This is a genomic window from Streptomyces sp. NPDC051740 (genome assembly GCF_044453165.1).
GTDB classification, from domain to species: Bacteria; Actinomycetota; Actinomycetes; order Streptomycetales; family Streptomycetaceae; genus Streptomyces; species Streptomyces atrovirens.
This window is the reverse complement of sequence record NZ_JBITCL010000016.1, coordinates 147,454-167,502: the sequence shown is the minus strand read 5'-3', so window position 1 is coordinate 167,502 and position 20,049 is coordinate 147,454. Positions and strand designations below refer to the sequence as shown.

The 20,049-nt window shown below is 70.4% G+C and carries 19 protein-coding genes and 1 pseudogene; 12 read left to right on the top strand and 8 right to left on the bottom strand.

Going from position 1 to position 20,049, the window contains the following annotated elements:
* Window positions 1-216: 216 nt before the first annotated feature.
* The 5 genes from pgl to tkt are packed head-to-tail and all read right to left on the bottom strand — an operon-like array spanning window position 217 to window position 6,828.
* Window positions 217-1,002 (bottom strand): 6-phosphogluconolactonase, encoded by a 786-nt coding sequence (gene pgl, locus ACIA6T_RS25505; RefSeq protein WP_399448778.1) that lies wholly within the window; start codon window positions 1,000-1,002, stop codon window positions 217-219.
* On the bottom strand, window positions 999-2,063 hold the full coding sequence (opcA, locus tag ACIA6T_RS25500) for a glucose-6-phosphate dehydrogenase assembly protein OpcA (RefSeq protein WP_399448777.1): 1,065 nt from the start codon (window positions 2,061-2,063) through the stop codon (window positions 999-1,001). The genes pgl and opcA overlap by 4 nt, the downstream gene beginning before the upstream one ends.
* The gene (zwf, locus tag ACIA6T_RS25495) at window positions 2,060-3,583 is read right to left on the bottom strand and encodes a glucose-6-phosphate dehydrogenase (RefSeq protein WP_383344075.1); all 1,524 of its coding nucleotides are present in this window, start codon (window positions 3,581-3,583) and stop codon (window positions 2,060-2,062) included. The genes opcA and zwf overlap by 4 nt, the downstream gene beginning before the upstream one ends.
* A gap of 4 nt (window positions 3,584-3,587) precedes the next feature.
* Complete coding sequence (gene tal, locus ACIA6T_RS25490; protein WP_385057174.1) at window positions 3,588-4,706, bottom strand: transaldolase; 1,119 nt, start codon at window positions 4,704-4,706, stop codon at window positions 3,588-3,590.
* Window positions 4,707-4,740: 34 nt separating this feature from the next.
* The gene (tkt, locus tag ACIA6T_RS25485; protein ID WP_399448776.1) at window positions 4,741-6,828 is read right to left on the bottom strand and encodes a transketolase; all 2,088 of its coding nucleotides are present in this window, start codon (window positions 6,826-6,828) and stop codon (window positions 4,741-4,743) included.
* 343 nt (window positions 6,829-7,171) lie between these two features.
* Here tkt and ACIA6T_RS25480 point away from each other — a divergent pair, with 343 nt between their 5' ends.
* The 4 genes and pseudogenes from ACIA6T_RS25480 to ACIA6T_RS25465 form a co-directional block, all read left to right on the top strand.
* Complete coding sequence (locus ACIA6T_RS25480; protein WP_399448775.1) at window positions 7,172-8,125, top strand: heme o synthase; 954 nt, start codon at window positions 7,172-7,174, stop codon at window positions 8,123-8,125.
* Between the two features lie 93 nt (window positions 8,126-8,218).
* Entirely contained in the window at window positions 8,219-8,551 is a 333-nt protein-coding gene (locus ACIA6T_RS25475; RefSeq protein ID WP_399448774.1) for a hypothetical protein, read from the top strand.
* A gap of 189 nt (window positions 8,552-8,740) precedes the next feature.
* Window positions 8,741-9,847 carry an amidohydrolase family protein gene (locus ACIA6T_RS25470; protein WP_399448773.1) on the top strand — a complete coding sequence of 369 codons (1,107 nt, stop codon included), beginning with the start codon at window positions 8,741-8,743 and terminating at the stop codon, window positions 9,845-9,847.
* Between the two features lie 18 nt (window positions 9,848-9,865).
* Window positions 9,866-10,024, top strand: a pseudogene (locus tag ACIA6T_RS25465) (nucleotidyltransferase domain-containing protein); the annotation flags it as partial.
* A 97-nt stretch (window positions 10,025-10,121) separates the two neighbouring features.
* On the opposite strand, the gene ACIA6T_RS25460 reads toward ACIA6T_RS25465, so the two are convergent.
* The 3 genes from ACIA6T_RS25460 to ACIA6T_RS25450 all read right to left on the bottom strand — a co-directional run bounded on the left by ACIA6T_RS25460 (window position 10,122) and on the right by ACIA6T_RS25450 (window position 13,180).
* Complete coding sequence (locus tag ACIA6T_RS25460; protein ID WP_399448772.1) at window positions 10,122-11,150, bottom strand: heme A synthase; 1,029 nt, start codon at window positions 11,148-11,150, stop codon at window positions 10,122-10,124.
* Window positions 11,151-11,373: 223 nt separating this feature from the next.
* Entirely contained in the window at window positions 11,374-12,144 is a 771-nt protein-coding gene (locus ACIA6T_RS25455; protein ID WP_399448771.1) for an ABC transporter permease, read from the bottom strand.
* 112 nt (window positions 12,145-12,256) lie between these two features.
* On the bottom strand, window positions 12,257-13,180 hold the full coding sequence (locus ACIA6T_RS25450) for an ABC transporter ATP-binding protein (RefSeq protein ID WP_399448769.1): 924 nt from the start codon (window positions 13,178-13,180) through the stop codon (window positions 12,257-12,259).
* Window positions 13,181-13,369: 189 nt separating this feature from the next.
* On the opposite strand from ACIA6T_RS25450, the gene ACIA6T_RS25445 reads away from it, so the two are divergent.
* The 8 genes from ACIA6T_RS25445 to ACIA6T_RS25410 are packed head-to-tail and all read left to right on the top strand — an operon-like array spanning window position 13,370 to window position 19,987.
* Window positions 13,370-14,161, top strand: coding sequence for a helix-turn-helix transcriptional regulator (locus ACIA6T_RS25445; RefSeq protein ID WP_399448784.1), 792 nt, complete (start codon window positions 13,370-13,372; stop codon window positions 14,159-14,161).
* Window positions 14,158-15,579, top strand: a complete 1,422-nt coding sequence (gene sufB, locus ACIA6T_RS25440; protein WP_030820938.1) for a Fe-S cluster assembly protein SufB — start codon at window positions 14,158-14,160, stop codon at window positions 15,577-15,579. Before ACIA6T_RS25445 ends, sufB begins: the two co-directional genes overlap by 4 nt.
* Window positions 15,580-15,637: 58 nt before the next feature.
* Window positions 15,638-16,822: a Fe-S cluster assembly protein SufD gene (gene sufD / locus ACIA6T_RS25435; protein WP_399448768.1), complete on the top strand. Its 1,185-nt coding sequence runs from the start codon at window positions 15,638-15,640 to the stop codon at window positions 16,820-16,822.
* A complete protein-coding gene (locus tag ACIA6T_RS25430) occupies window positions 16,819-17,136 on the top strand; it encodes a non-heme iron oxygenase ferredoxin subunit (RefSeq protein ID WP_073937090.1) in 318 nt (105 codons plus the stop codon). Before sufD ends, ACIA6T_RS25430 begins: the two co-directional genes overlap by 4 nt.
* A gap of 7 nt (window positions 17,137-17,143) precedes the next feature.
* Window positions 17,144-17,929, top strand: a complete 786-nt coding sequence (gene sufC / locus ACIA6T_RS25425) for a Fe-S cluster assembly ATPase SufC (protein WP_399448767.1) — start codon at window positions 17,144-17,146, stop codon at window positions 17,927-17,929.
* A complete protein-coding gene (locus ACIA6T_RS25420) occupies window positions 17,926-19,182 on the top strand; it encodes a cysteine desulfurase (RefSeq protein WP_399448766.1) in 1,257 nt (418 codons plus the stop codon). Before sufC ends, ACIA6T_RS25420 begins: the two co-directional genes overlap by 4 nt.
* An 11-nt stretch (window positions 19,183-19,193) precedes the next feature.
* Window positions 19,194-19,658: a Fe-S cluster assembly sulfur transfer protein SufU gene (gene sufU, locus ACIA6T_RS25415; protein ID WP_073937087.1), complete on the top strand. Its 465-nt coding sequence runs from the start codon at window positions 19,194-19,196 to the stop codon at window positions 19,656-19,658.
* Window positions 19,655-19,987, top strand: coding sequence for a metal-sulfur cluster assembly factor (locus ACIA6T_RS25410; RefSeq protein WP_399448765.1), 333 nt, complete (start codon window positions 19,655-19,657; stop codon window positions 19,985-19,987). The genes sufU and ACIA6T_RS25410 overlap by 4 nt, the downstream gene beginning before the upstream one ends.
* Window positions 19,988-20,049: the final 62 nt, after the last annotated feature.

The following is a 20,049-nucleotide window of genomic DNA, read 5'->3' as shown; positions in this document are numbered from 1 at the left end:
GGGGGTTTTTTTCGGGGGGGGGGGGTCGGGGTTTTGGTGTGGTGCCCCCCCCCCGCGGGGGGGTTTGTCGGGGGGGGGGGGGGGGGGTTTTTTGGGGGGGGGGGGGGGGGCGCCCTTTTCGCCCCCGCCGCCCCTTCCCGTCCCGAACCCGGGGGCGCTGCCCCCGGACCCCCGCTCCTCAAACTCCCCCAAAGGGGGACCCCCAGAGGGGCTGATTCAAGCCGAAGCCGCTGGGTACAGCTCTCGTGGCAGCTGTGAGGCCGCCGCCCTGTCCAGAAGCCACAGGGTGCGGGCGCGGCCGTAGGCGCCCGCTGCCGGGGACTGGATCTCTCCCGCGCCCGAGAGGGCTATCTCCGCCGCCTCCGCCTTGTCCTCGCCGGCCGCGAGGAGCCAGACCTCCCGGGCCGCCCGGATCGCGGGGAGGGTCAGGGTGACCCTCGTCGGCGGGGGTTTCGGGGCGCCGTGGACGCCCACCACCGTGCGTTCCGTCTCCCGGACCGCCGGGAGTTCGGGGAAGAGGGACGCCACGTGCGTGTCCGGGCCGACGCCCAGCATCAGGACGTCGAAGGTCGGGACCGGTCCGTGGTTGGCCGGGTCCGTCGCCGCGGCCAGTTCCTCCGCGTAGGCCGCCGCCGCCGCGTCCACGTCCGTGCCGTGCGGGCCGTCCGACGCGGGCATGGCGTGCACGCGCTTCGGGTCCAGCGGCACCGCGTCCAGCAGTGCCGCACGGGCCTGGGTGACATTGCGCTCCGGGTCGCCCTCCGGCAGGAAGCGTTCGTCACCCCACCACAGGTCCAGCCGGGCCCAGTCGATCGCGTCCCGTGCCGGGGCCGCCGCCAGCGCGGCCAGCAGGCCGTTGCCGTTGCGGCCGCCGGTCAGGACCACGGACGCCGAACCCCGCGAGGCCTGCGCGTCCACGATCTTCGTGATCAGCCGGGCCGCCGCGGCCTGCGCCATCAGCTCCTTGTCCCGGTGCACGACCAGCTGCGGTGCCGTACTCACTTCGCCGCCGCCTTCTTCACCGGGGCCTGCGCCGTCGCCCGGTCCGCGGGAGCTTTCGCAGCCGACTCGACGGGAGTGGGGACCGCTTCCCGTTCCCCTTCTCCTTTGGCCGGTGCGTCGGCCCTCTCCGACTCCGACGACTTCAGGCGCTCCACGCCGTAGCGCAGGGCCGAGGCGTAGGTGTCGTCCGGGTCCAGACGGCGCAGCTCCTCCGCGATCAGCTCCGCCGTCTCGCGGCGCTTGAGCGCCACCGCACGCTTCGGCTGACCCTGGATGGACAGCGTCGCCAGCGAACCGTCGGCGCGGTCCAGCACGATCGGGCCGCAGTCGGTGTCCATGCGGACCGCCGTGAGCCCCGGGCCGCCGGAGCGGGAGCGCTTGACGGGGACGCCCAGCCGGTCCGCGAGCCACATCGCCAGCAGCTCGCAGCTCGGGTTGAACTCCTCGCCCTCCACCTCGACGCCCTGCACCTCGCAGGCGATCTGGTCCAGCGCCGCCGCCAGCATCGAACGCCAGGGCGTGATGCGGGTCCACGACAGGTCCGTGTCGCCGGGGGTGTAGGCGTCGGCGCGGGCGGCGAGCTCCTCCACCGGCTTCTCGCAGGCGTAGGTGTCGGTCACCCTGCGCTGGGCCAGCGCGCCCAGCGGGTCCTTCGCCGGGTCCAGCGGGGCGTTGACCGGCCACCACGCCACCACCGGGGCGTCCGGCAGCAGCAGCGGCAGCACCACCGACTGGGCGTGGTCGACGACCTCGCCGTACAGACGGAGGATGACGGTCTCGCCGGTGCCGGCGTCCGCGCCCACCCGGACCTCGGCGTCGAGGCGGGACTGGGTGCGGTCACGGGGAGAGCGGGAGACGCGCTTGATGACGACCAGCGTGCGCGAGGGGTGCTCGCGCGAGGCGTCACCGGCCGCCTTCAGCGCGTCGTAGGCGTTCTCCTCGTCCGTGACGATGACCAGCGTGAGCACCATGCCGACGGCCGGAGTGCCGATGGCCCGGCGGGCCTGCACCAGCGCCTTGTTGATCTTGCTGGCCGTGGTGTCCGTGAGGTCTGTCTTCATGGCCGGCGCCAGCTCCGTCCGTCTCGCTCGAGCATTTCGTCCGCCTCGACGGGGCCCCAGGTCCCGGCCGGGTACTGGGCCGGCCTGCCGTTCTTGTCCCAGTACTCCTCGATCGGGTCGAGGATCTTCCAGGACAGCTCGACCTCCTCCGTGCGCGGGAAGAGGTTGGAGTCGCCGAGCAGCACGTCCAGGATCAGGCGCTCGTACGCCTCCGGGCTGGACTCGGTGAACGACTCGCCGTAGGCGAAGTCCATCGACACGTCCCGGATCTCCATCGACGTGCCCGGCACCTTGGAACCGAACCGGACCGTGACGCCCTCGTCCGGCTGGACCCGGATGACGATCGCGTTGGAGCCCAGCTCCTCGGTGGCCGTCGTGTCGAAGGGGGAGTGCGGCGCCCGCTGGAACACCACCGCGATCTCGGTGACCCGGCGGCCCAGCCGCTTGCCGGTGCGCAGGTAGAAGGGGACACCCGCCCAGCGGCGGTTGTCGATGCCGACCTTGATGGCGGCGTAGGTGTCGGTCTTCGAGGAGGCGTCGATGCCGTCCTCCTCCAGGTACCCGACCGCCTTCGCGCCGCCCTGCCAGCCGGCCGCGTACTGCCCGCGCACGGTGTCCCGGCCCAGGTCCTTCGGCAGCCGCACGGCACCGAGCACCTTGGTCTTCTCCGCCGCCAGCGCGTCCGCGTCGAAGGAGGCCGGCTCCTCCATCGCGGTCAGCGCGAGGAGCTGCAGCAGGTGGTTCTGGATGACGTCACGGGCGGCGCCGATGCCGTCGTAGTAACCGGCCCGGCCGCCGATGCCGATGTCCTCGGCCATGGTGATCTGCACGTGGTCGACGAACGACCGGTTCCATATCGGCTCGAACATCGTGTTGGCGAAACGCAGCGCCAGGATGTTCTGGACCGTCTCCTTGCCCAGGTAGTGGTCGATGCGGAAGACCTGGTCCGGGGCGAAGACCTCGTGGACGATCGCGTTCAGTTCCTCGGCCGACCTCAGGTCGTGCCCGAACGGCTTCTCGATCACCGCGCGGCGCCAGGAACCGTCCCTCTGGTCGGCCAGCCCGTGCTTCTTCAGCTGCTGGATGACGACCGGGAAGGAACGCGGCGGCACCGACAGGTAGAAGGCGAAGTTGCCGCCCGTGCCCTGCGCCTTGTCCAGCTCCTCGATCGTGTCGCGCAGCCGCTCGAACGACTCGTCGTCGTCGAACGTGCCCTGCACGAAGCGCATGCCCTGGATGAGCTGCTGCCAGACCTCCTCGCGGAAGGGGGTGCGGGCGTGCTCCTTGACCGCGTCGTGGACCTCCTGGGCGAAGTCCTCGTTCGCCCACTCCCGGCGGGCGAACCCCACCAGCGAGAAGCCCGGCGGCAGCAGGCCCCGGTTGGCGAGGTCGTACACGGCCGGCATCAGCTTCTTGCGGGACAGGTCGCCCGTCACGCCGAAGATGACCAGGCCCGACGGCCCCGCGATACGCGGGAGCCGTCGGTCGGCGGGGTCACGCAGCGGGTTGCTGCTCGACAAGGTCTCAGCCCTCCGAAGGGGCGAGGCGCTGAAGCTCCGCCTCGGTCGACTTCAGCAGGTCGTTCCAGGAGCCCTCGAACTTGTCGACGCCCTCGTCCTCCAGAAGCTGCACCACCTCGTCGTACGAGATGCCGAGCGCCTCGACCGCGTCCAGGTCGGCGCGGGCCTGCTCGTAGGTGCCGGAGACGGCGTCGCCCCGGATCTCGCCCTTCTCCTCGGTGGCGAACAGCGTCGCCTCCGGCATGGTGTTCACCGTGTTCGGCGCCACCAGCTCGTCGACGTACATCGTGGCCTTGTACGCCTTGTCCTTCACACCGGTCGACGCCCACAGCGGACGCTGCTTGTTGGCGCCCTCGCGCTCCAGCGCGCTCCAGCGGTCGGTGGAGAAGACCTCCTCGTACGCCTGGTAGGCCAGGCGCGCGTTGGCGATGGCGGCCTTGCCGCGCAGCGCCTTGGCCTCGTCGGTGCCGAGCGCGTCGATCCGCTTGTCGATCTCGGTGTCCACGCGGGACACGAAGAAGGACGCCACGGAGTGGATCTTCGACAGGTCCAGGCCGCGCTCCTTGGCCTTCTCCAGGCCGGTCAGGAACGCGTCCATGACCTTGCGGTAGCGCTCCAGGGAGAAGATCAGCGTGACGTTGACGCTGATGCCCAGACCGATGGTCTCGGCGATCGCCGGGATGCCGGCCTCGGTCGCCGGGATCTTGATCAGCGTGTTGGGCCGGTCCACCAGCCACGCGAGCTGCTTGGCCTCGGCGACCGTCGCGCGGGTGTCGTGCGCCAGCCGCGGGTCGACCTCGATCGAGACCCGGCCGTCCTTGCCGCCGGTGGCGTCGAAGACCGGGCGCAGGATGTCGGCGGCGTCGCGGACGTCCGCCGTGGTGATCATGCGGATGGCCTCTTCGACCGTGACCTTGCGGGCGGCGAGGTCGGTCAGCTGCGTGTCGTAGCCGTCGCCCTCGGAGATCGCCTTCTGGAAGATCGTCGGGTTGGTGGTGACGCCCACGACGTGCTGCTGGTCCATCAGCTCGGCGAGGTTGCCGGACGTGATCCGCTTGCGCGACAGGTCGTCCAGCCAGATCGCGACGCCTTCGTCGGAAAGGCGCTTGAGTGCGTCTGTCATGGAAATTCCATCTCCTACGTGTCGTATATGGGCGTCAGCGCTGGGCTGCGGCGATCGATTCCCTGGCGACGGCCGCCACGTTCTCGGCGGTGAAGCCGAACTCCTCGAACAGCAGCTTGCCGTCGGCGGAGGCACCGAAGCGCTCCAGGGAGACGATCCGGCCGGCGTCCCCGACGTACTTGTGCCACGTGAGGCCGATACCCGCCTCGACGGCCACGCGCGCCTTGACGGCCGGCGGCAGGACGCTGTCCCGGTACCCCTGGTCCTGCTCCTCGAACCACTCCACGGACGGCATGGACACCACGCGCGTCGGCACACCGTCGGCCTGGAGCCGCTCGCGCGCCTCGACGGCGACGTGCACCTCGGAGCCGGTCGCGATGAGGACGACCCGGGCGTCGCCGCCCTCCGCGTCGAACAGGACGTAGCCGCCCTTCGCCGCGTCCTCGTTCGGCTCGTACGTCGGCACGCCCTGGCGGGTCAGCGCCAGACCGTGCGGGGTGCCCTTGCCGAACTCCTTCGTCCAGCGGGTGAGGATCTCCCGCCAGGCGATCGCGGTCTCGTTGGCGTCCGCCGGACGGACCACGTTCAGACCGGGGATGGCGCGCAGCGAGGCCAGGTGCTCGACCGGCTGGTGCGTCGGGCCGTCCTCGCCCAGACCGATGGAGTCGTGCGTCCACACGTACGTCACCGGCAGGTGCATCAGCGCCGACAGACGCACCGCGTTGCGCATGTAGTCGGAGAACACCAGGAAGGTGCCGCCGTAGACGCGCGTGTTGCCGTGCAGCGCGATGCCGTTCATCTCGGCGGCCATGGCGTGCTCACGGATGCCGAAGTGGATCGTGCGCCCGTACGGGTCCGCCTCGGGCAGCGGGTTGCCGACCGGGAGGAACGACGACGTCTTGTCGATCGTGGTGTTGTTGGAGCCCGCCAGGTCGGCCGAGCCGCCCCACAGCTCCGGGATCACCGCGCCGAGCGCCTGCAGCACCTTGCCGGACGCGGCACGGGTGGCCACGCCCTTGCCCGGCTCGAACACCGGGATGGCGTCCTGCCAGCCCTCGGGCAGCTCACCGGCGGCGATCCGGTCGTAGTCGGCGGCGCGCTCGGGGTTGTTGTCCCGCCACTGCTGGAAGGACTTCTCCCACACCGCGCGGGCCGCCTGGCCCCGCTCCAGCGCCTTGCGGGTGTGGCCGATGACCTCGTCGGTGACCTCGAAGCTCTGCTCCGGGTCGAAGCCCAGGACGCGCTTGGTGGCCGCGACCTCGTCGTCGCCGAGCGCCGAGCCGTGCGCGGCCTCGGTGTTCTGCGCGTTCGGCGCGGGCCAGGCGATGATCGACCGCATGGCGATGAAGGACGGCTTGTCCGTGACCTTCTTCGCCTCCTGGATCGCGTCGTAGATCGCGTTCGGGTCCAGGTCGCCGTCCGGCTTCGGGGCCACGCGCTGCACGTGCCAGCCGTACGCCTCGTACCGCTTGACGACGTCCTCGGAGACGGCCGTCTCGGTGTCGCCCTCGATGGAGATGTGGTTGTCGTCCCACAGCAGCACCAGGTTGCCCAGCTTCTGGTGGCCCGCGAGGGAGGACGCCTCGGCGGAGATGCCCTCCTGGAGGCAGCCGTCACCGGCGACGCAGTAGACGAAGTGGTCGAACGGCGACTCGCCCTCGGCGGCCTCCGGGTCGAACAGACCGCGCTCGTAGCGCGCGGCCATCGCCATGCCCACGGCGTTGGCGACACCCTGGCCCAGCGGGCCGGTCGTGGTCTCCACGCCCGTGGTGTGCCCGTACTCCGGGTGGCCCGGCGTCTTCGAGCCCCAGGTGCGGAACGCCTTCAGGTCGTCCAGCTCCAGGCCGAAGCCGGCCAGGTAGAGCTGGGTGTAGAGGGTCAGGGACGAATGGCCGGCGGACAGCACGAAACGGTCGCGCCCGACCCAGTCGGCGTCCGCCGGGTCGTGCCGCATCACCTTCTGGAAGAGGGTGTAGGCGGCGGGCGCCAAACTCATCGCCGTACCCGGATGGCCGTTACCGACCTTCTGTACGGCATCGGCGGCCAGGACGCGGGCGGTGTCGACGGCCCGCTGGTCCAACTCGGTCCACTCGAGGTCTGTGGTGGTCGGCTTGTTGCTCACCCTGAGTCAGGGCTCCTCTCCACATGGATTCGGACGGCCGGTGACTGCCCACCGGCGTGGTCGAGCCTACCCCCGTGGGACATGCGTTTTTCCGGGTCGTTCCAGAGTGCGGGCACTCCCGTGGATCCGCCTCCTGACCGGTCCGTTCTCCCCGTTCGGCAGATGAATACGGAGCCGCTCATCCGGGTGCTCAATCGAGCTTCGGGGCGCACCTCGGAGGGTGCCGGCCAACACGAGCGGACCCCCGCGAATGTCCGGGTCTGGGCAACGTCTACAGTGGCGTGGTACGCGCGAGCCTTTACCCCCGCCTCACACGGGGAGGCTTGCTGGAATCTCTGTAGGGGTGTGCGTGACGGCCGTTGAATCCCGTCCAGCGGGGGTGCTGGGGACGAGTCAGAGCCCTGCCCGTCGGCCGTTCGGGGCCCGTGTGATGGCATTCGTGGCTCTCACCAAGCCGCGGATCATCGAGCTGCTGCTCATCACCACCGTCCCGGTGATGTTCCTGGCGCAGCAGGGCGTGCCCGACCTGAAGCTGGTGCTGCTGACCTGCGTCGGCGGCTACCTGTCCGCGGGCGGCGCGAACGCGCTCAACATGTACATCGACCGCGACATCGACGCGCTGATGGACCGCACCTCGCAGCGTCCGCTGGTGACCGGCATGGTCGGCCCGCGCGAGTGCCTGGCCTTCGGCATCACCCTCGCGGTCGTCTCGACCCTGCTCTTCGGGCTGACCGTCAACTGGCTGTCCGCCTGGCTCTCCCTCGGCGCACTCCTCTTCTACGTCGTCGTCTACACGATGATCCTCAAACGGCGTACGTCGCAGAACATCGTGTGGGGCGGCATCGCCGGCTGCATGCCGGTGCTGATCGGCTGGTCCGCGGTCACCAACTCGATGTCGTGGGCGCCGGTCATCCTCTTCCTCGTCATCTTCTTCTGGACGCCGCCGCACTACTGGCCGCTGTCCATGAAGGTGAAGGACGACTACGCGCGCGTCGGCGTGCCGATGCTGCCGGTCATCGCCTCCAACAAGGTGGTCGCCAAGCAGATCGTGCTCTACAGCTGGGTCATGGTCGCGGTGTCGCTGCTGCTCACCCCGCTCGGCTACACCGGCTGGTTCTACACGGCGGTCGCCCTGGCGGCGGGCGGCTGGTGGCTGTGGGAGGCGCACGCGCTGCTGAACCGCGCGAAGGCCGAGGTGACGGGCGGCAAGCTGAAGGAGATGCGCCTGTTCCACTGGTCCATCACCTATGTGTCGCTGCTCTTCGTGGCCGTCGCGGTGGACCCGTTCCTGCGGTGACCGCCCGATGCCCGCCGACCGGGCGGGGTACGTGGTCAAGGCCACGGACCCCGCCCGTCGCCGTTTGATCTACCCGTCGGTAGCATCCTGGTCATGGCAGACACGCAGCAGGTGGACCCGAAGGCCGAGCAGAAGGCGGCCCGGCTCGCCAAGCAGATCAGCGGCTTCGCCACGGCACACGGCGGCGCCGGGGGACAGATCGCCTACCTCGGACAGCGCGGCGCCCGCATCGTCCTCGTCGGCGAGGACGGCGACTGGGGCGACGTCTTCGCCCCGTCCGTGGAGATCGCCGAGAGGGCCGTCGAGAAGGCCGGCATCACACGGCACGAGAACTTCGACGGCGAGTTCGCGGCAAAGGTGAGGACGGGGCCGTACGAGTGGAGTCGTATGGCGGGAATCCAGGTCGGCGGCCCGTCCAACGGCTGAGTAGCGGTCGGCCCAGGGGCAGCCGGCCCAGGGGCAGCCGGCCCAGGGGCGCGGGGCTGTACCGGCATGCGGCTCCGCCGCGTGGGCGCGATCGACCGCGGACGGCCCGCACCCGGCAGACGCGCGACCTCTCCCGGGGTTCACCCGTTAGGACCTGTGACGCCCACGGTCCACTACGGGGAGCCCCGGATGATCGAAACACCCTCACTCGTGGACCAGTACTGCCACGGAGTGCTCCGCACAGAGCTGGGCCTGGGCACCTTCGAGGCCCAGCTCGCCCGGACCGAGGGCCCGCCCGCCCCCGGTACCACCCTCTTCGACACCCAGACCGGCTTCGCCGTACGCCGCTGGTGCCCGCCCCTGCTCGGCCTGGAGCCGCACTGCCCGCCCGCCCGTTATCTCGCCCGGCGCCGTGAACTGGGCGTGATCGAGGCGGGGCGGCGGCTGCTGCGGGGCAGCGGCATCACCGCCTACCTCGTCGACACCGGGCTGCCCGGCGACCTCACAGGACCCACCGAGCTGGGCACGGCCGGGGACGCCGAGGCCCACGAGATCGTCCGCCTGGAACAGCTCGCCGAACAGGTCGCCGACACCTCCGGCACCGTCGAGTCCTTCCTCGCCAACCTCGCCGAGTCGGTGCACGTGGCCGCCGCGCACGCCGTCGCCTTCACCTCCGTCGCCGGCGTACGGCACGGTCCGGCGCTCGCCCCCGAGCCGCCCGGACCGGGCGAGGTGCGCGGCGCGGCGGGGCGCTGGCTGGCCTCCCGCCGGGTCGGGGACGAGCTGAGCGACCCCGTGCTGCTCCGGCACCTGCTGTGGATCGCCGTCGCCTCGGGCCGGCCCCTCCAGCTGCACGCCGGTCTCGCCGCACCGGGCGCCCGCATCGACCGCACCGACCCGGTCCTGCTGACCGACTTCGTCCGGGCCACCGCCGGTCTCGGCACCGACCTCGTGCTGCTGTACGGCTACCCGTACCACCGGCACGCCGCCCATCTCGCCGGTGTCTTCCCGCACGTCTACGCCGACTGCGGCGCCGCCCTGGTCCGCACCGGCGCCCGCGCGGCGACCGTCCTCGCGGAGATCCTGGAACTCGCCCCCTTCGGCAAGATCCTCTTCTCCAGCGGCGCCGGCGGCCTGCCCGAGCTGCACGTGGTCGGCGCCCACCTGTTCCGCGAGGCGCTCGGCCGGGTGCTCGGCACCTGGGTGGCCGAGGGCGCGTGGTCGCCCGACGACGCCCAGCGGGTGGCCGGCCTGATCGCCTCGGGGAACGCGGGCAGGGTGTACAGCCTGGACTGAACTGCGAAGACTGGGCGGATGCCGACCGACGCGTTACTCGACCGCTTCCTCACCGGCCTGGCGCCGCTCACCCCTGTGGCCGTATGGGCGCACGGCTCACTGGCCGGTGGCGACTACCGGGAGGGACGCAGTGATCTGGACGTGATCGCGGTCCTGGACCGCCCGGCCTCGGCGCGCCCGGCGAGGTCGTCGAGGACATCAGGAGGCGACGCTACGACGCCCCCGCACCGCCCGCCGAGGAGTGGACCGTACGCCGGGCCCGGCTGACCAGGGACTACCTGGGACCGGCGATCGACGCGCTGGTGGCGGGCTCCTGAGCGACCGGTGAGGCGGCGTCCGGTACCGCGGCCTCCGGCCGTTCGCGCAGCGACAGCAGCACCCGCAGTACCCAGATCCACATCACGCAGGAGCCGAACATGTGCAGGCCGACCAGGACCTCGGGGAGGTCGGTGAAGTACTGGACGTAGCCGATGGCGCCCTGCGCGAGCAGGATCAGGAACAGCTCGCGGGTGCGGGCAAGCGGGCCGGCGGGGGCGTCGACCGCCTTCAGGACGAACCACAGGGCGAACGTCAGCGTCACCACGATCCACGCCAGTACGGCGTGCAGCTTGCTGACCATCTCCCAGTCGAGCGGCATCCGCGGGACGTCGCTGGAGTCACCCGCGTGCGGGCCCGCGCCGGTCACCACCGTGCCGACCGCGATCAGCAGCACGGAGGCGGCCACCATGAACCACACCAGTTGCTGCACGGCCTTGCCGACCAGCGGCCGGGGCGGCTCGTCGCCCTCGCGGGTGCGCTGCCACATCGCCGTGGCGACCGCGATCAGCGCGGTGGAGAGCAGGAAGTGCGCCGCGACCGTGTACGGGTTCAGGCCGACGAGGACGACGATGCCGCCGAGGATCGCGTTGCCCATGACGATCCAGAACTGCGTCCAGCCCAGCAGGGTGAGGCCGCGCCGGTACGGCTTCTCCGAGCGTGCGGCGATGATCGCCCAGCCGACGGCGGCGCAGAGCACGTACGTCAGCAGGCGGTTGCCGAACTCGATGACGCCGTGCAGGCCCATCTCGCTGGTGGTGGTGAGCGAGTCGTCGGTGCACTTGGGCCAGGTGGGGCAGCCCAGGCCGGAGCCGGTCAGGCGTACGGCACCGCCGGTGACCACGATGACGACCGCCATGACGAGCGCGGTGAGGGCCGTCCGGCGGACGGTCCGGGGGTCCGGGGTCCAGCGTGCGGCGATGAAGGCGAGCGGGTTGCGCAGGGCCGCCTGGGCGTCGGCGCGGGTCACGTTTGGCACGCGTCCCATCGTAGGACGCCGCTTGTGCATGCTTTCACGAGGGTCTGGCTTGGGCCGGGGGGAGGGCGCGCGGCCCGGCGTTCGCGGGGTGCCTCCCTCACTCCCGGCTTCTCCCCCACTCCCGGCTTCGCTCGAGCGGGGGACCCCATGAGCGGGAGGTGCCCCCACCGCCCACCCGTGCCGTCCTGCGGCACGACTGCCCGCGGACAGCGGACAGCGGGGAGCGGTTGCTCTACTCCCAGCGGAAGAGCTTCCCGGCCGCCGCGAGGCCCGCGACCGCCCACACGGCGAGGATGCCGAGGTTGGCCCACGGGATTCCGGCGCCGTGCTGGAGGACGTCCCGCAGGCCCTCCGACAGGGCGGAGATCGGGAGCAGGCCCAGGACGTCCTGGGCCGCGGCCGGGAACCTGTCCAGCGGTACGACCACCCCGCCGCCGACGAGCAGCAGCAGGAACACCAGGTTGGCGGCGGCGAGTGTCGCCTCGGCCTTGAGGGTGCCCGCCATCAGCAGGCCGAGCCCGGAGAAGGCGGCGGTGCCGAGGACCAGCAGCAGGAACACCGCGAAGGGGCTGCCCTGCGGGGACCAGCCGAGCGCGAGTGCGATCACCGTGACGAGGATCACCTGGAGGACCTCGGTGACCAGCACCGACAGCGTCTTCGCGGTCATCAGTCCCCAGCGCGGCAGCGGTGACGAGGCCAGCCGCTTCAGCACGCCGTACCGGCGCTCGAAGCCGGTCGCGATGGCCTGCCCGGTGAACGCCGTCGACATCACCGCGAGCGCGAGGATGCCGGGGGCGAGGAAGTCCACCGCCTCGCCCTCACCGGTGTCCACGACGTCCACGGTGCTGAAGAGCACCAGCAGCAGCGTGGGGATGATCACCGTCAGCAGCAGCTGCTCGCCGTTGCGCAGCAGCATCTTCGTCTCGAGCGCGGCCTGCGCGGCGATCATGCGCGCCAGGGGAGCGGCCCCCGGCTTCGGGGTGTAGGTGCCGGTGGCCGTCACGAACGCAGCTCCTTGCCGGTGAGCTCCAGGCTGTGTCTTCCCGGGGGGCGCTGCGTCCGACTGCGGCCGCGCCGCGGGCCGGACCCCCGGCCGGTCTCGGTCTGGGCCGGAATCATGAGCGCAGCTCCTTGCCGGTGAGCTCCAGGAAGACGTCTTCGAGGGTGTGCCGTTCCACCGAGATGCGGTCCGGCATCACCCCGTGCTGCGCGCACCAGGACGTCACCGTGGCGAGCAGCTGCGGGTCGACCTCGCCGACGACCCTGTACGTGCCCGGGGCCACCTCGGCGCCCGAGGAGCCGGGGGGCAGGGCCTTCAGCAGGGACGCCATGTCCAGTCCCGGCCGTCCGGAGAAGCGGAGCGTGTTCTCGGCGCCGCCCCTGCACAGCTCCTCGGGGGAGCCCTGGGCGATGACCCGGCCGGCGTCGATGACCGCCACGTCGTCGGCGAGCTGCTCGGCCTCGTCCATGTAGTGGGTGGTGAGGATGACGGAGACGCCGTCCGCGCGCAGATCCCGGACCAGGTCCCAGGTGGCGCGGCGGGCCTGCGGGTCGAGGCCGGCGGTCGGCTCGTCCAGGAACACCAGCTCCGGGCGCCCCACCACGGCCATCGCCAGCGCGAGCCGCTGCTGCTGGCCGCCGGAGAGCCGCCGGTACGACGTACGGCCGCAGGACCCGAGCCCGAGCCGCTCGATCAGCGCGTCCACGTCCAGCGGATGCGCGTGCAGCTTCGCCACGTGGCGGAGCATCTCGTCCGCCCGCGCGCCCGAGTAGACGCCACCGGACTGGAGCATCACCCCGACGCGGGGCCGCAGCGCCGCCGACTGCTTCACCGGGTCGAGGCCCAGGACGCGCACCGTGCCGGAATCCGGCCGCCGGTACCCCTCGCAGGTCTCGACCGTGGTCGTCTTGCCCGCCCCGTTGGGGCCGAGCACGGCGGTCACGCCCTGCCGGGCCACCAGGTCGAGGCCGTCCACCGCGGTCTTCGTGCCGTACCGCTTCACCAGGGCCTGCACCTGGACCACGGGCTCACTTCGCATGGGTCACGAGTCTAGGGAGGCGGCCGGGGCGTCGGGGCGCCGGGTGCGGGAACTCCTCCCCACGTGACAAGAGGGCCGGTCGGAGGGGGTGCGGGCAGGTCCGCCGAGTGTTCCGGAGGCGGCACCCGGACCCCGCGGGTCTGATCGATCAAAGATCGTTTCCGCAGGTCAATTAGGTTTACCTAAGTGATGCAGCGCACCTCGGGGCCGTCCGGGCGCGGGTTGCCCGGCTCGGAAGAATTACGCAACAATGGCGTTGTGAAAAACGGCGACTATCCGACGGAGCCTCCCCACGAGGAACTGGCAACCGGTGAGCGGTCCACCCGCAACCGCGTCGCCCGCTCCATCCTGGACCACGGCCCGTCGACCGTCGCCGAGCTCGCCGAGCGGCTCGGTCTCACCCAGGCGGCCGTACGCCGGCACCTGGACGCGCTCGCCGCCGACAACGTCGTGGAGGCCCGCGAGCGGCGCGTCTACGGCGCGCGCACGCGCGGGCGCCCGGCCAAGGTCTTCGCCCTCACCGACTGCGGGCGGGACGCCTTCGACCAGTCGTACGACAAACTGGCCCTGGACGCCCTGCGGTGGATCGGTGAGCGGGAGGGCGGCGGCGAGGCCATCGCCGCGTTCGCCCGCGCCCGGATCGCCGCCCAGGCGGACGCCTACCGCAAGGCGGTCGAGGCCGCGGCCCCCGAGGACCGGACGGAAGCCCTGGCCAAGGCCCTGAGCGTGGACGGGTACGCTGCGACGGCGCGCAACGCGCCGGTCGGTGAGCAGCTCTGCCAGCACCACTGCCCGGTCGCCCACGCCGCCGAAAAGTTTCCGCAGCTCTGCGAGGCCGAGACGGAATTTTTCGCCGAGCTTCTCGGTACGCATGTGCAGCGACTGGCCACCATCGCGCACGGCGACGGCGTCTGCACGACGTTCATCCCCAAGATTTCCCACCACGCATCTGAAAGCACGTCCGGGAGGAACCCCGCATGACTCTCCCCACGGAGACTGCCCACCCCGAGCTGGAGGGTCTGGGCACCTACGAATACGGCTGGGCCGACCGTGACGAGGCCGGTGCGTCGGCGCGCCGCGGCCTGAACGAGGACGTCGTCCGGGACATCTCCGCGAAGAAGGACGAGCCGGAGTGGATGACCAAGCTCCGCCTCAAGGGCCTGCGCCTGTTCGAGAAGAAGCCCATGCCGAACTGGGGCTCCGACCTCTCCGGCATCGACTTCGACAACATCAAGTACTTCGTGCGCTCCACGGAGAAGCAGGCGGAGTCCTGGGAGGACCTGCCCGAGGACATCAAGAACACCTACGACAAGCTGGGCATCCCGGAGGCCGAGAAGAAGCGCCTCGTCGCCGGTGTCGCCGCCCAGTACGAGTCGGAGGTCGTCTACCACCAGATCCGTGAGGACCTGGAGGAGCAGGGCGTCATCTTCCTCGACACCGACACCGCCCTGAAGGAGCACCCCGAGCTCTTCAAGGAGTACTTCGGCACGGTCATCCCGGTCGGCGACAACAAGTTCGCGTCGCTGAACTCCGCCGTGTGGTCGGGCGGCTCCTTCATCTACGTCCCGCCGGGCGTGCACGTCGAGATCCCGCTCCAGGCCTACTTCCGGATCAACACCGAGAACATGGGCCAGTTCGAGCGGACCCTGATCATCGTCGACGAGGGTGCCTACGTGCACTACGTCGAGGGCTGCACCGCCCCGATCTACAAGTCGGACTCGCTGCACAGCGCGGTCGTCGAGATCATCGTCAAGAAGAACGCCCGCTGCCGCTACACGACCATCCAGAACTGGTCGAACAACGTCTACAACCTGGTCACCAAGCGCGCCGTGGCCTACGAGGGCGCGACCATGGAGTGGGTCGACGGCAACATCGGCTCCAAGGTGACGATGAAGTACCCGGCCGTCTACCTCATGGGCGAGCACGCCAAGGGCGAGACGCTGTCCATCGCCTTCGCCGGCGAGGGCCAGCACCAGGACGCGGGCGCCAAGATGGTCCACATGGCCCCGAACACCTCGTCCAACATCGTCTCCAAGTCGGTGGCGCGCGGTGGTGGCCGTACCTCCTACCGCGGTCTGATCGAGATCGGCGAGGGCGCCCCGGGCTCCAAGTCCAACGTGCTCTGCGACGCGCTGCTCGTCGACACCATCTCCCGCTCGGACACCTACCCCTACGTGGACGTCCGCGAGGACGACGTGTCCATGGGCCACGAGGCGACCGTCTCCAAGGTCTCCGAGGACCAGCTCTTCTACCTGATGAGCCGCGGCCTGAGCGAGTTCGAGGCGATGGCGATGATCGTGCGCGGCTTCGTCGAGCCGATCGCCAAGGAACTGCCCATGGAGTACGCGCTCGAGCTCAACCGGCTGATCGAGCTGCAGATGGAAGGCGCGGTCGGCTAAGCACCAGCGCCGTTCCGTCAAGCCCCTTACGCAAAGGAAAGCGAGCACTACGACAGCCATGGCTGAGGCTCAGAACATCCCCGTGGGTTCCACCACCGCGGGCTCGATCGCGGTCGCCGCGGAGTCGACCGTCGCGACCCGCATGAGCGCGCCCCCCTCCTTCGACGTGGCGGACTTCCCCGTCCCCCACGGCCGCGAGGAGGAGTGGCGGTTCACCCCGCTGGAGCGGCTGCGCGGCCTGCACGACGGCACCGCCACCGCCACCGGCGAGGGCGTCAAGGTCACCGTCGAGGCGCCCGAGGGCGTCACCGTCGAGACCGTCGGCCGCGACGACGCCCGGCTCGGCCGCGCGGGCACCCCGGTGGACCGCGTCGCCGCCCAGGCGTACTCCGCCTTCGAGCGGGCCTCGGTCGTGACCGTGCCCAAGGAGGCCGTCCTCACCGAGCCGGTCCGCATCGCGGTGCACGGCGAGGGCGGCACCGCCTACGCCCACCAGGTGATCGAGCTCGGCGCCTTCGCCGAGGCCGTCGTGGTCATCGACCACACCGGCGACGCGGTGCTCGCCGCCAACGTCGAGTACGTCCTCGGCGACGGCGCCAAGCTCACCGTCGTCTCCGTCCAGGACTGGGACGACAAGGCGGTGCACGCCGCCCAGCACGACGCCCTCGTCGGCCGGGACGCCTCCTTCAAGTCGGTGATCGTCACCTTCGGCGGCGACGTCGTACGCCTCCACCCGCGCGTGACGTACGCCGGCCCCGGCGGCGAGGCCGAGCTGTTCGGCCTGTACTTCACCGACGCCGGCCAGCACCAGGAGCACCGCCTCCTCGTCGACCACAACGTGCCGCACTGCAAGTCCAACGTCGCCTACAAGGGCGCGCTCCAGGGCGACGAAGCGCACGCCGTGTGGATCGGTGACGTCCTCATCGAGGCCAAGGCCGAGGGCACCGACACCTACGAGATGAACCGCAACCTGGTCCTCACCGACGGCGCCCGCGTCGACTCCGTGCCCAACCTGGAGATCGAGACCGGCGAGATCGTCGGCGCCGGCCACGCCTCCGCGACCGGCCGCTTCGACGACGAGCAGCTCTTCTACCTGATGGCCCGCGGCATCCCCGAGCAGGACGCCCGCCGCCTGGTGGTCCGCGGCTTCTTCGCCGAACTCGTCCAGCAGATCGGCGTCCCGGACATCGAGGAGCGCCTGATCGCCAAGATCGAGGAGGAGCTGGAGGCGGCGGTCGCATGACGTACCGACGCGCCTGCGGGCTGAGCGAGCTGGAGGAGGACACCCCGAAAAGGGTGGAACTCGACGGCACGCCGGTCTCCATCGTGCGGACCGAGGGGGAGGTGTTCGCGATCCACGACATCTGCTCGCACGCGAACGTCTCCCTCGCGGAGGGCGAGGTGGACGACTGCCACATCGAGTGCTGGCTGCACGGCTCGCGTTTCGACCTCCGTTCCGGCAAGCCCGACGCCCTTCCGGCGACGCGCCCCGTCCCCGTATACCCCGTAAAGATCGAAGGGGACGACGTGCTCGTCTCCCTCACCCAGGAGTCCTGAGGCACCCATGGCAACGCTTGAAATCCGAGACCTGCACGTCACCGTCGAGGCCGACAACGCCACGAAGGAGATCCTCAAGGGCGTCGACCTGACCGTGAAGCAGGGCGAGACGCACGCCATCATGGGCCCCAACGGCTCCGGCAAGTCGACCCTCGCCTACTCCCTCGCGGGTCACCCCAAGTACACGATCACCGGCGGCACCGTCACCCTCGACGGCGAGGACGTCCTGGAGATGTCCGTCGACGAGCGCGCCCGCGCCGGCCTGTTCCTGGCGATGCAGTACCCGGTCGAGGTCCCCGGTGTGTCGGTGAGCAACTTCCTGCGCACCTCCGCCACCGCCGTCCGCGGCGAGGCCCCCAAGCTGCGCACCTGGGTGAAGGAGGTCAAGGAGGCCATGGAGCGCCTCAACATGGACCCCGCCTTCGCCGAGCGCAACGTCAACGAGGGCTTCTCCGGCGGTGAGAAGAAGCGCCACGAGATCCTCCAGCTCGAACTGCTCAAGCCGAAGGTCGCGATCCTCGACGAGACCGACTCCGGCCTCGACGTCGACGCCCTGCGCGTCGTCTCCGAGGGTGTCAACCGCGTCCGCGAGTCCGGCGAGGTCGGCACGCTGCTGATCACGCACTACACGCGCATCCTGCGCTACATCAAGCCCGACTACGTCCACGTCTTCTCGGCCGGCAAGATCGTCGAGTCCGGCGGCGCCGAGCTCGCCGACAAGCTGGAGAACGAGGGATACGAGGCATACACGAAGCACGACGGAGTCGACACGAAGGGTGGCGCATCCGAGTGACACAGCTGCCGGGCCTCCTCGACACCGAGGCGATCCGCAAGGACTTCCCGATCCTGGACCGTCTGGTCCACGACGACCGGAAGCTCGTGTACCTGGACAACGCGGCGACCTCGCAGAAGCCGCGCCAGGTGCTGGACGCCCTGAGCGAGTACTACGAGCGCTACAACGCCAACGTCCACCGCGGTGTGCATGTGCTCGCCGAGGAGGCCACGGCGCTGTACGAGGGCGCGCGCGACAAGGTCGCGGAGTTCGTCAACGCGCCGAGCCGTGACGAGGTGATCTTCACCAAGAACGCCTCCGAGTCGCTCAACCTCGTGGCCAACATGCTCGGCTGGGCCGACGAGCCCTACCGGGTGGACCACGAGACCGAGATCGTCATCACGGAGATGGAGCACCACTCCAACATCGTGCCGTGGCAGCTGCTCGCGCAGCGCACCGGCGCGAAGCTGAAGTGGTTCGGGCTGACCGACGACGGCCGGCTCGACCTCTCCAACATCGACGAGGTCATCACCGAGAAGACGAAGATCGTCTCCTTCGTGCTGGTCTCCAACATCCTGGGCACGGTCAACCCGGTCGAGGCGATCGTGCGCCGCGCCCAGGAGGTCGGCGCGCTGGTCTGCGTCGACGCCTCCCAGGCCGCGCCGCACATGCCGCTGGACGTCCAGGCCCTCCAGGCCGACTTCGTGGCCTTCACCGGCCACAAGATGTGCGGCCCGACCGGCATAGGCGTGCTCTGGGGCCGCCAGGAACTGCTGGAGGACCTGCCCCCGTTCCTCGGCGGCGGCGAGATGATCGAGACCGTGTCGATGAGCTCGTCGACCTACGCGCCGGCCCCGCACAAGTTCGAGGCGGGCACCCCGCCGATCGCCCAGGCGGTCGGTCTCGGCGCGGCGATCGACTACCTGTCGGCCATCGGCATGGACAAGATCCTCGCCCATGAGCACGCCATCACCGAGTACGCGGTCAAGCGCCTGGCCGAGGTCCCGGACCTGCGCATCATCGGCCCCGCCACGGCCGAGGACCGGGGCGCGGCGATCTCGTTCACGCTCGGCGACATCCACCCGCACGACGTGGGCCAGGTCCTCGACGAACAGGGCATCGCCGTCCGGGTCGGCCACCACTGCGCGCGGCCCGTCTGCCTGCGGTACGGAATTCCTGCGACCACGCGAGCGTCGTTCTATCTGTACTCCACGCCGGCCGAGATCGACGCACTGGTCGACGGCCTGGAGCACGTACGGAACTTCTTCGGATGAGGAGCTGAGGCGTGAAGCTGGACTCCATGTACCAGGACGTCATCCTGGACCACTACAAGAACCCGCACGGGCGTGGTCTGAGGGACGGCGACGCCGAGGTGCACCACGTCAACCCGACGTGCGGTGACGAGATCACGCTCCGCGTGAAGTACGACGGCACGAAGATCAGCGACGTCAGCTACGAGGGGCAGGGCTGCTCCATCAGCCAGGCCTCCGCCTCCGTGCTGAACGACCTGCTGGTCGGCAAGGACCTCGCCGAGGCACAGCGGATCCAGGGGACCTTCCTGGAACTGATGCAGTCCAAGGGGAAGATCGAGCCCGACGACGCGATGGAGGAGATCCTGGAGGACGCGGTCGCGTTCGCCGGGGTGTCCAAGTACCCGGCCCGGGTGAAGTGCGCCCTCCTCAGCTGGATGGCGTGGAAGGACGCGACGGCCCAGGCGCTGGGCGCCGACGCCGAAAGGACAACGGCATGAGCGAGACCCTGGAGATGAAGCCGGCCTCGGAGGAGGAGCTCCGCGAGGCCCTGATGGACGTCGTCGACCCCGAACTGGGCATCGACGTCGTCAACCTCGGCCTCATCTACGGCATCCACGTCGACGACTCCAACGTGGCGACCATCGACATGACCCTGACCTCCGCGGCCTGCCCGCTGACGGACGTCATCGAGGACCAGGCCAAGTCCGCCACGGACGGTCTGGTCAGCGAGCTGCGCATCAACTGGGTCTGGATGCCGCCGTGGGGCCCCGACAAGATCACGGACGACGGCCGTGAGCAGCTGAGGGCGCTGGGCTTCAACGTCTGAGCGAGTGGTCCGGCCGAGCGGCCCCCGGCGTGATGCCGGGGGCCGCTTCGCGTGTCGTCGCC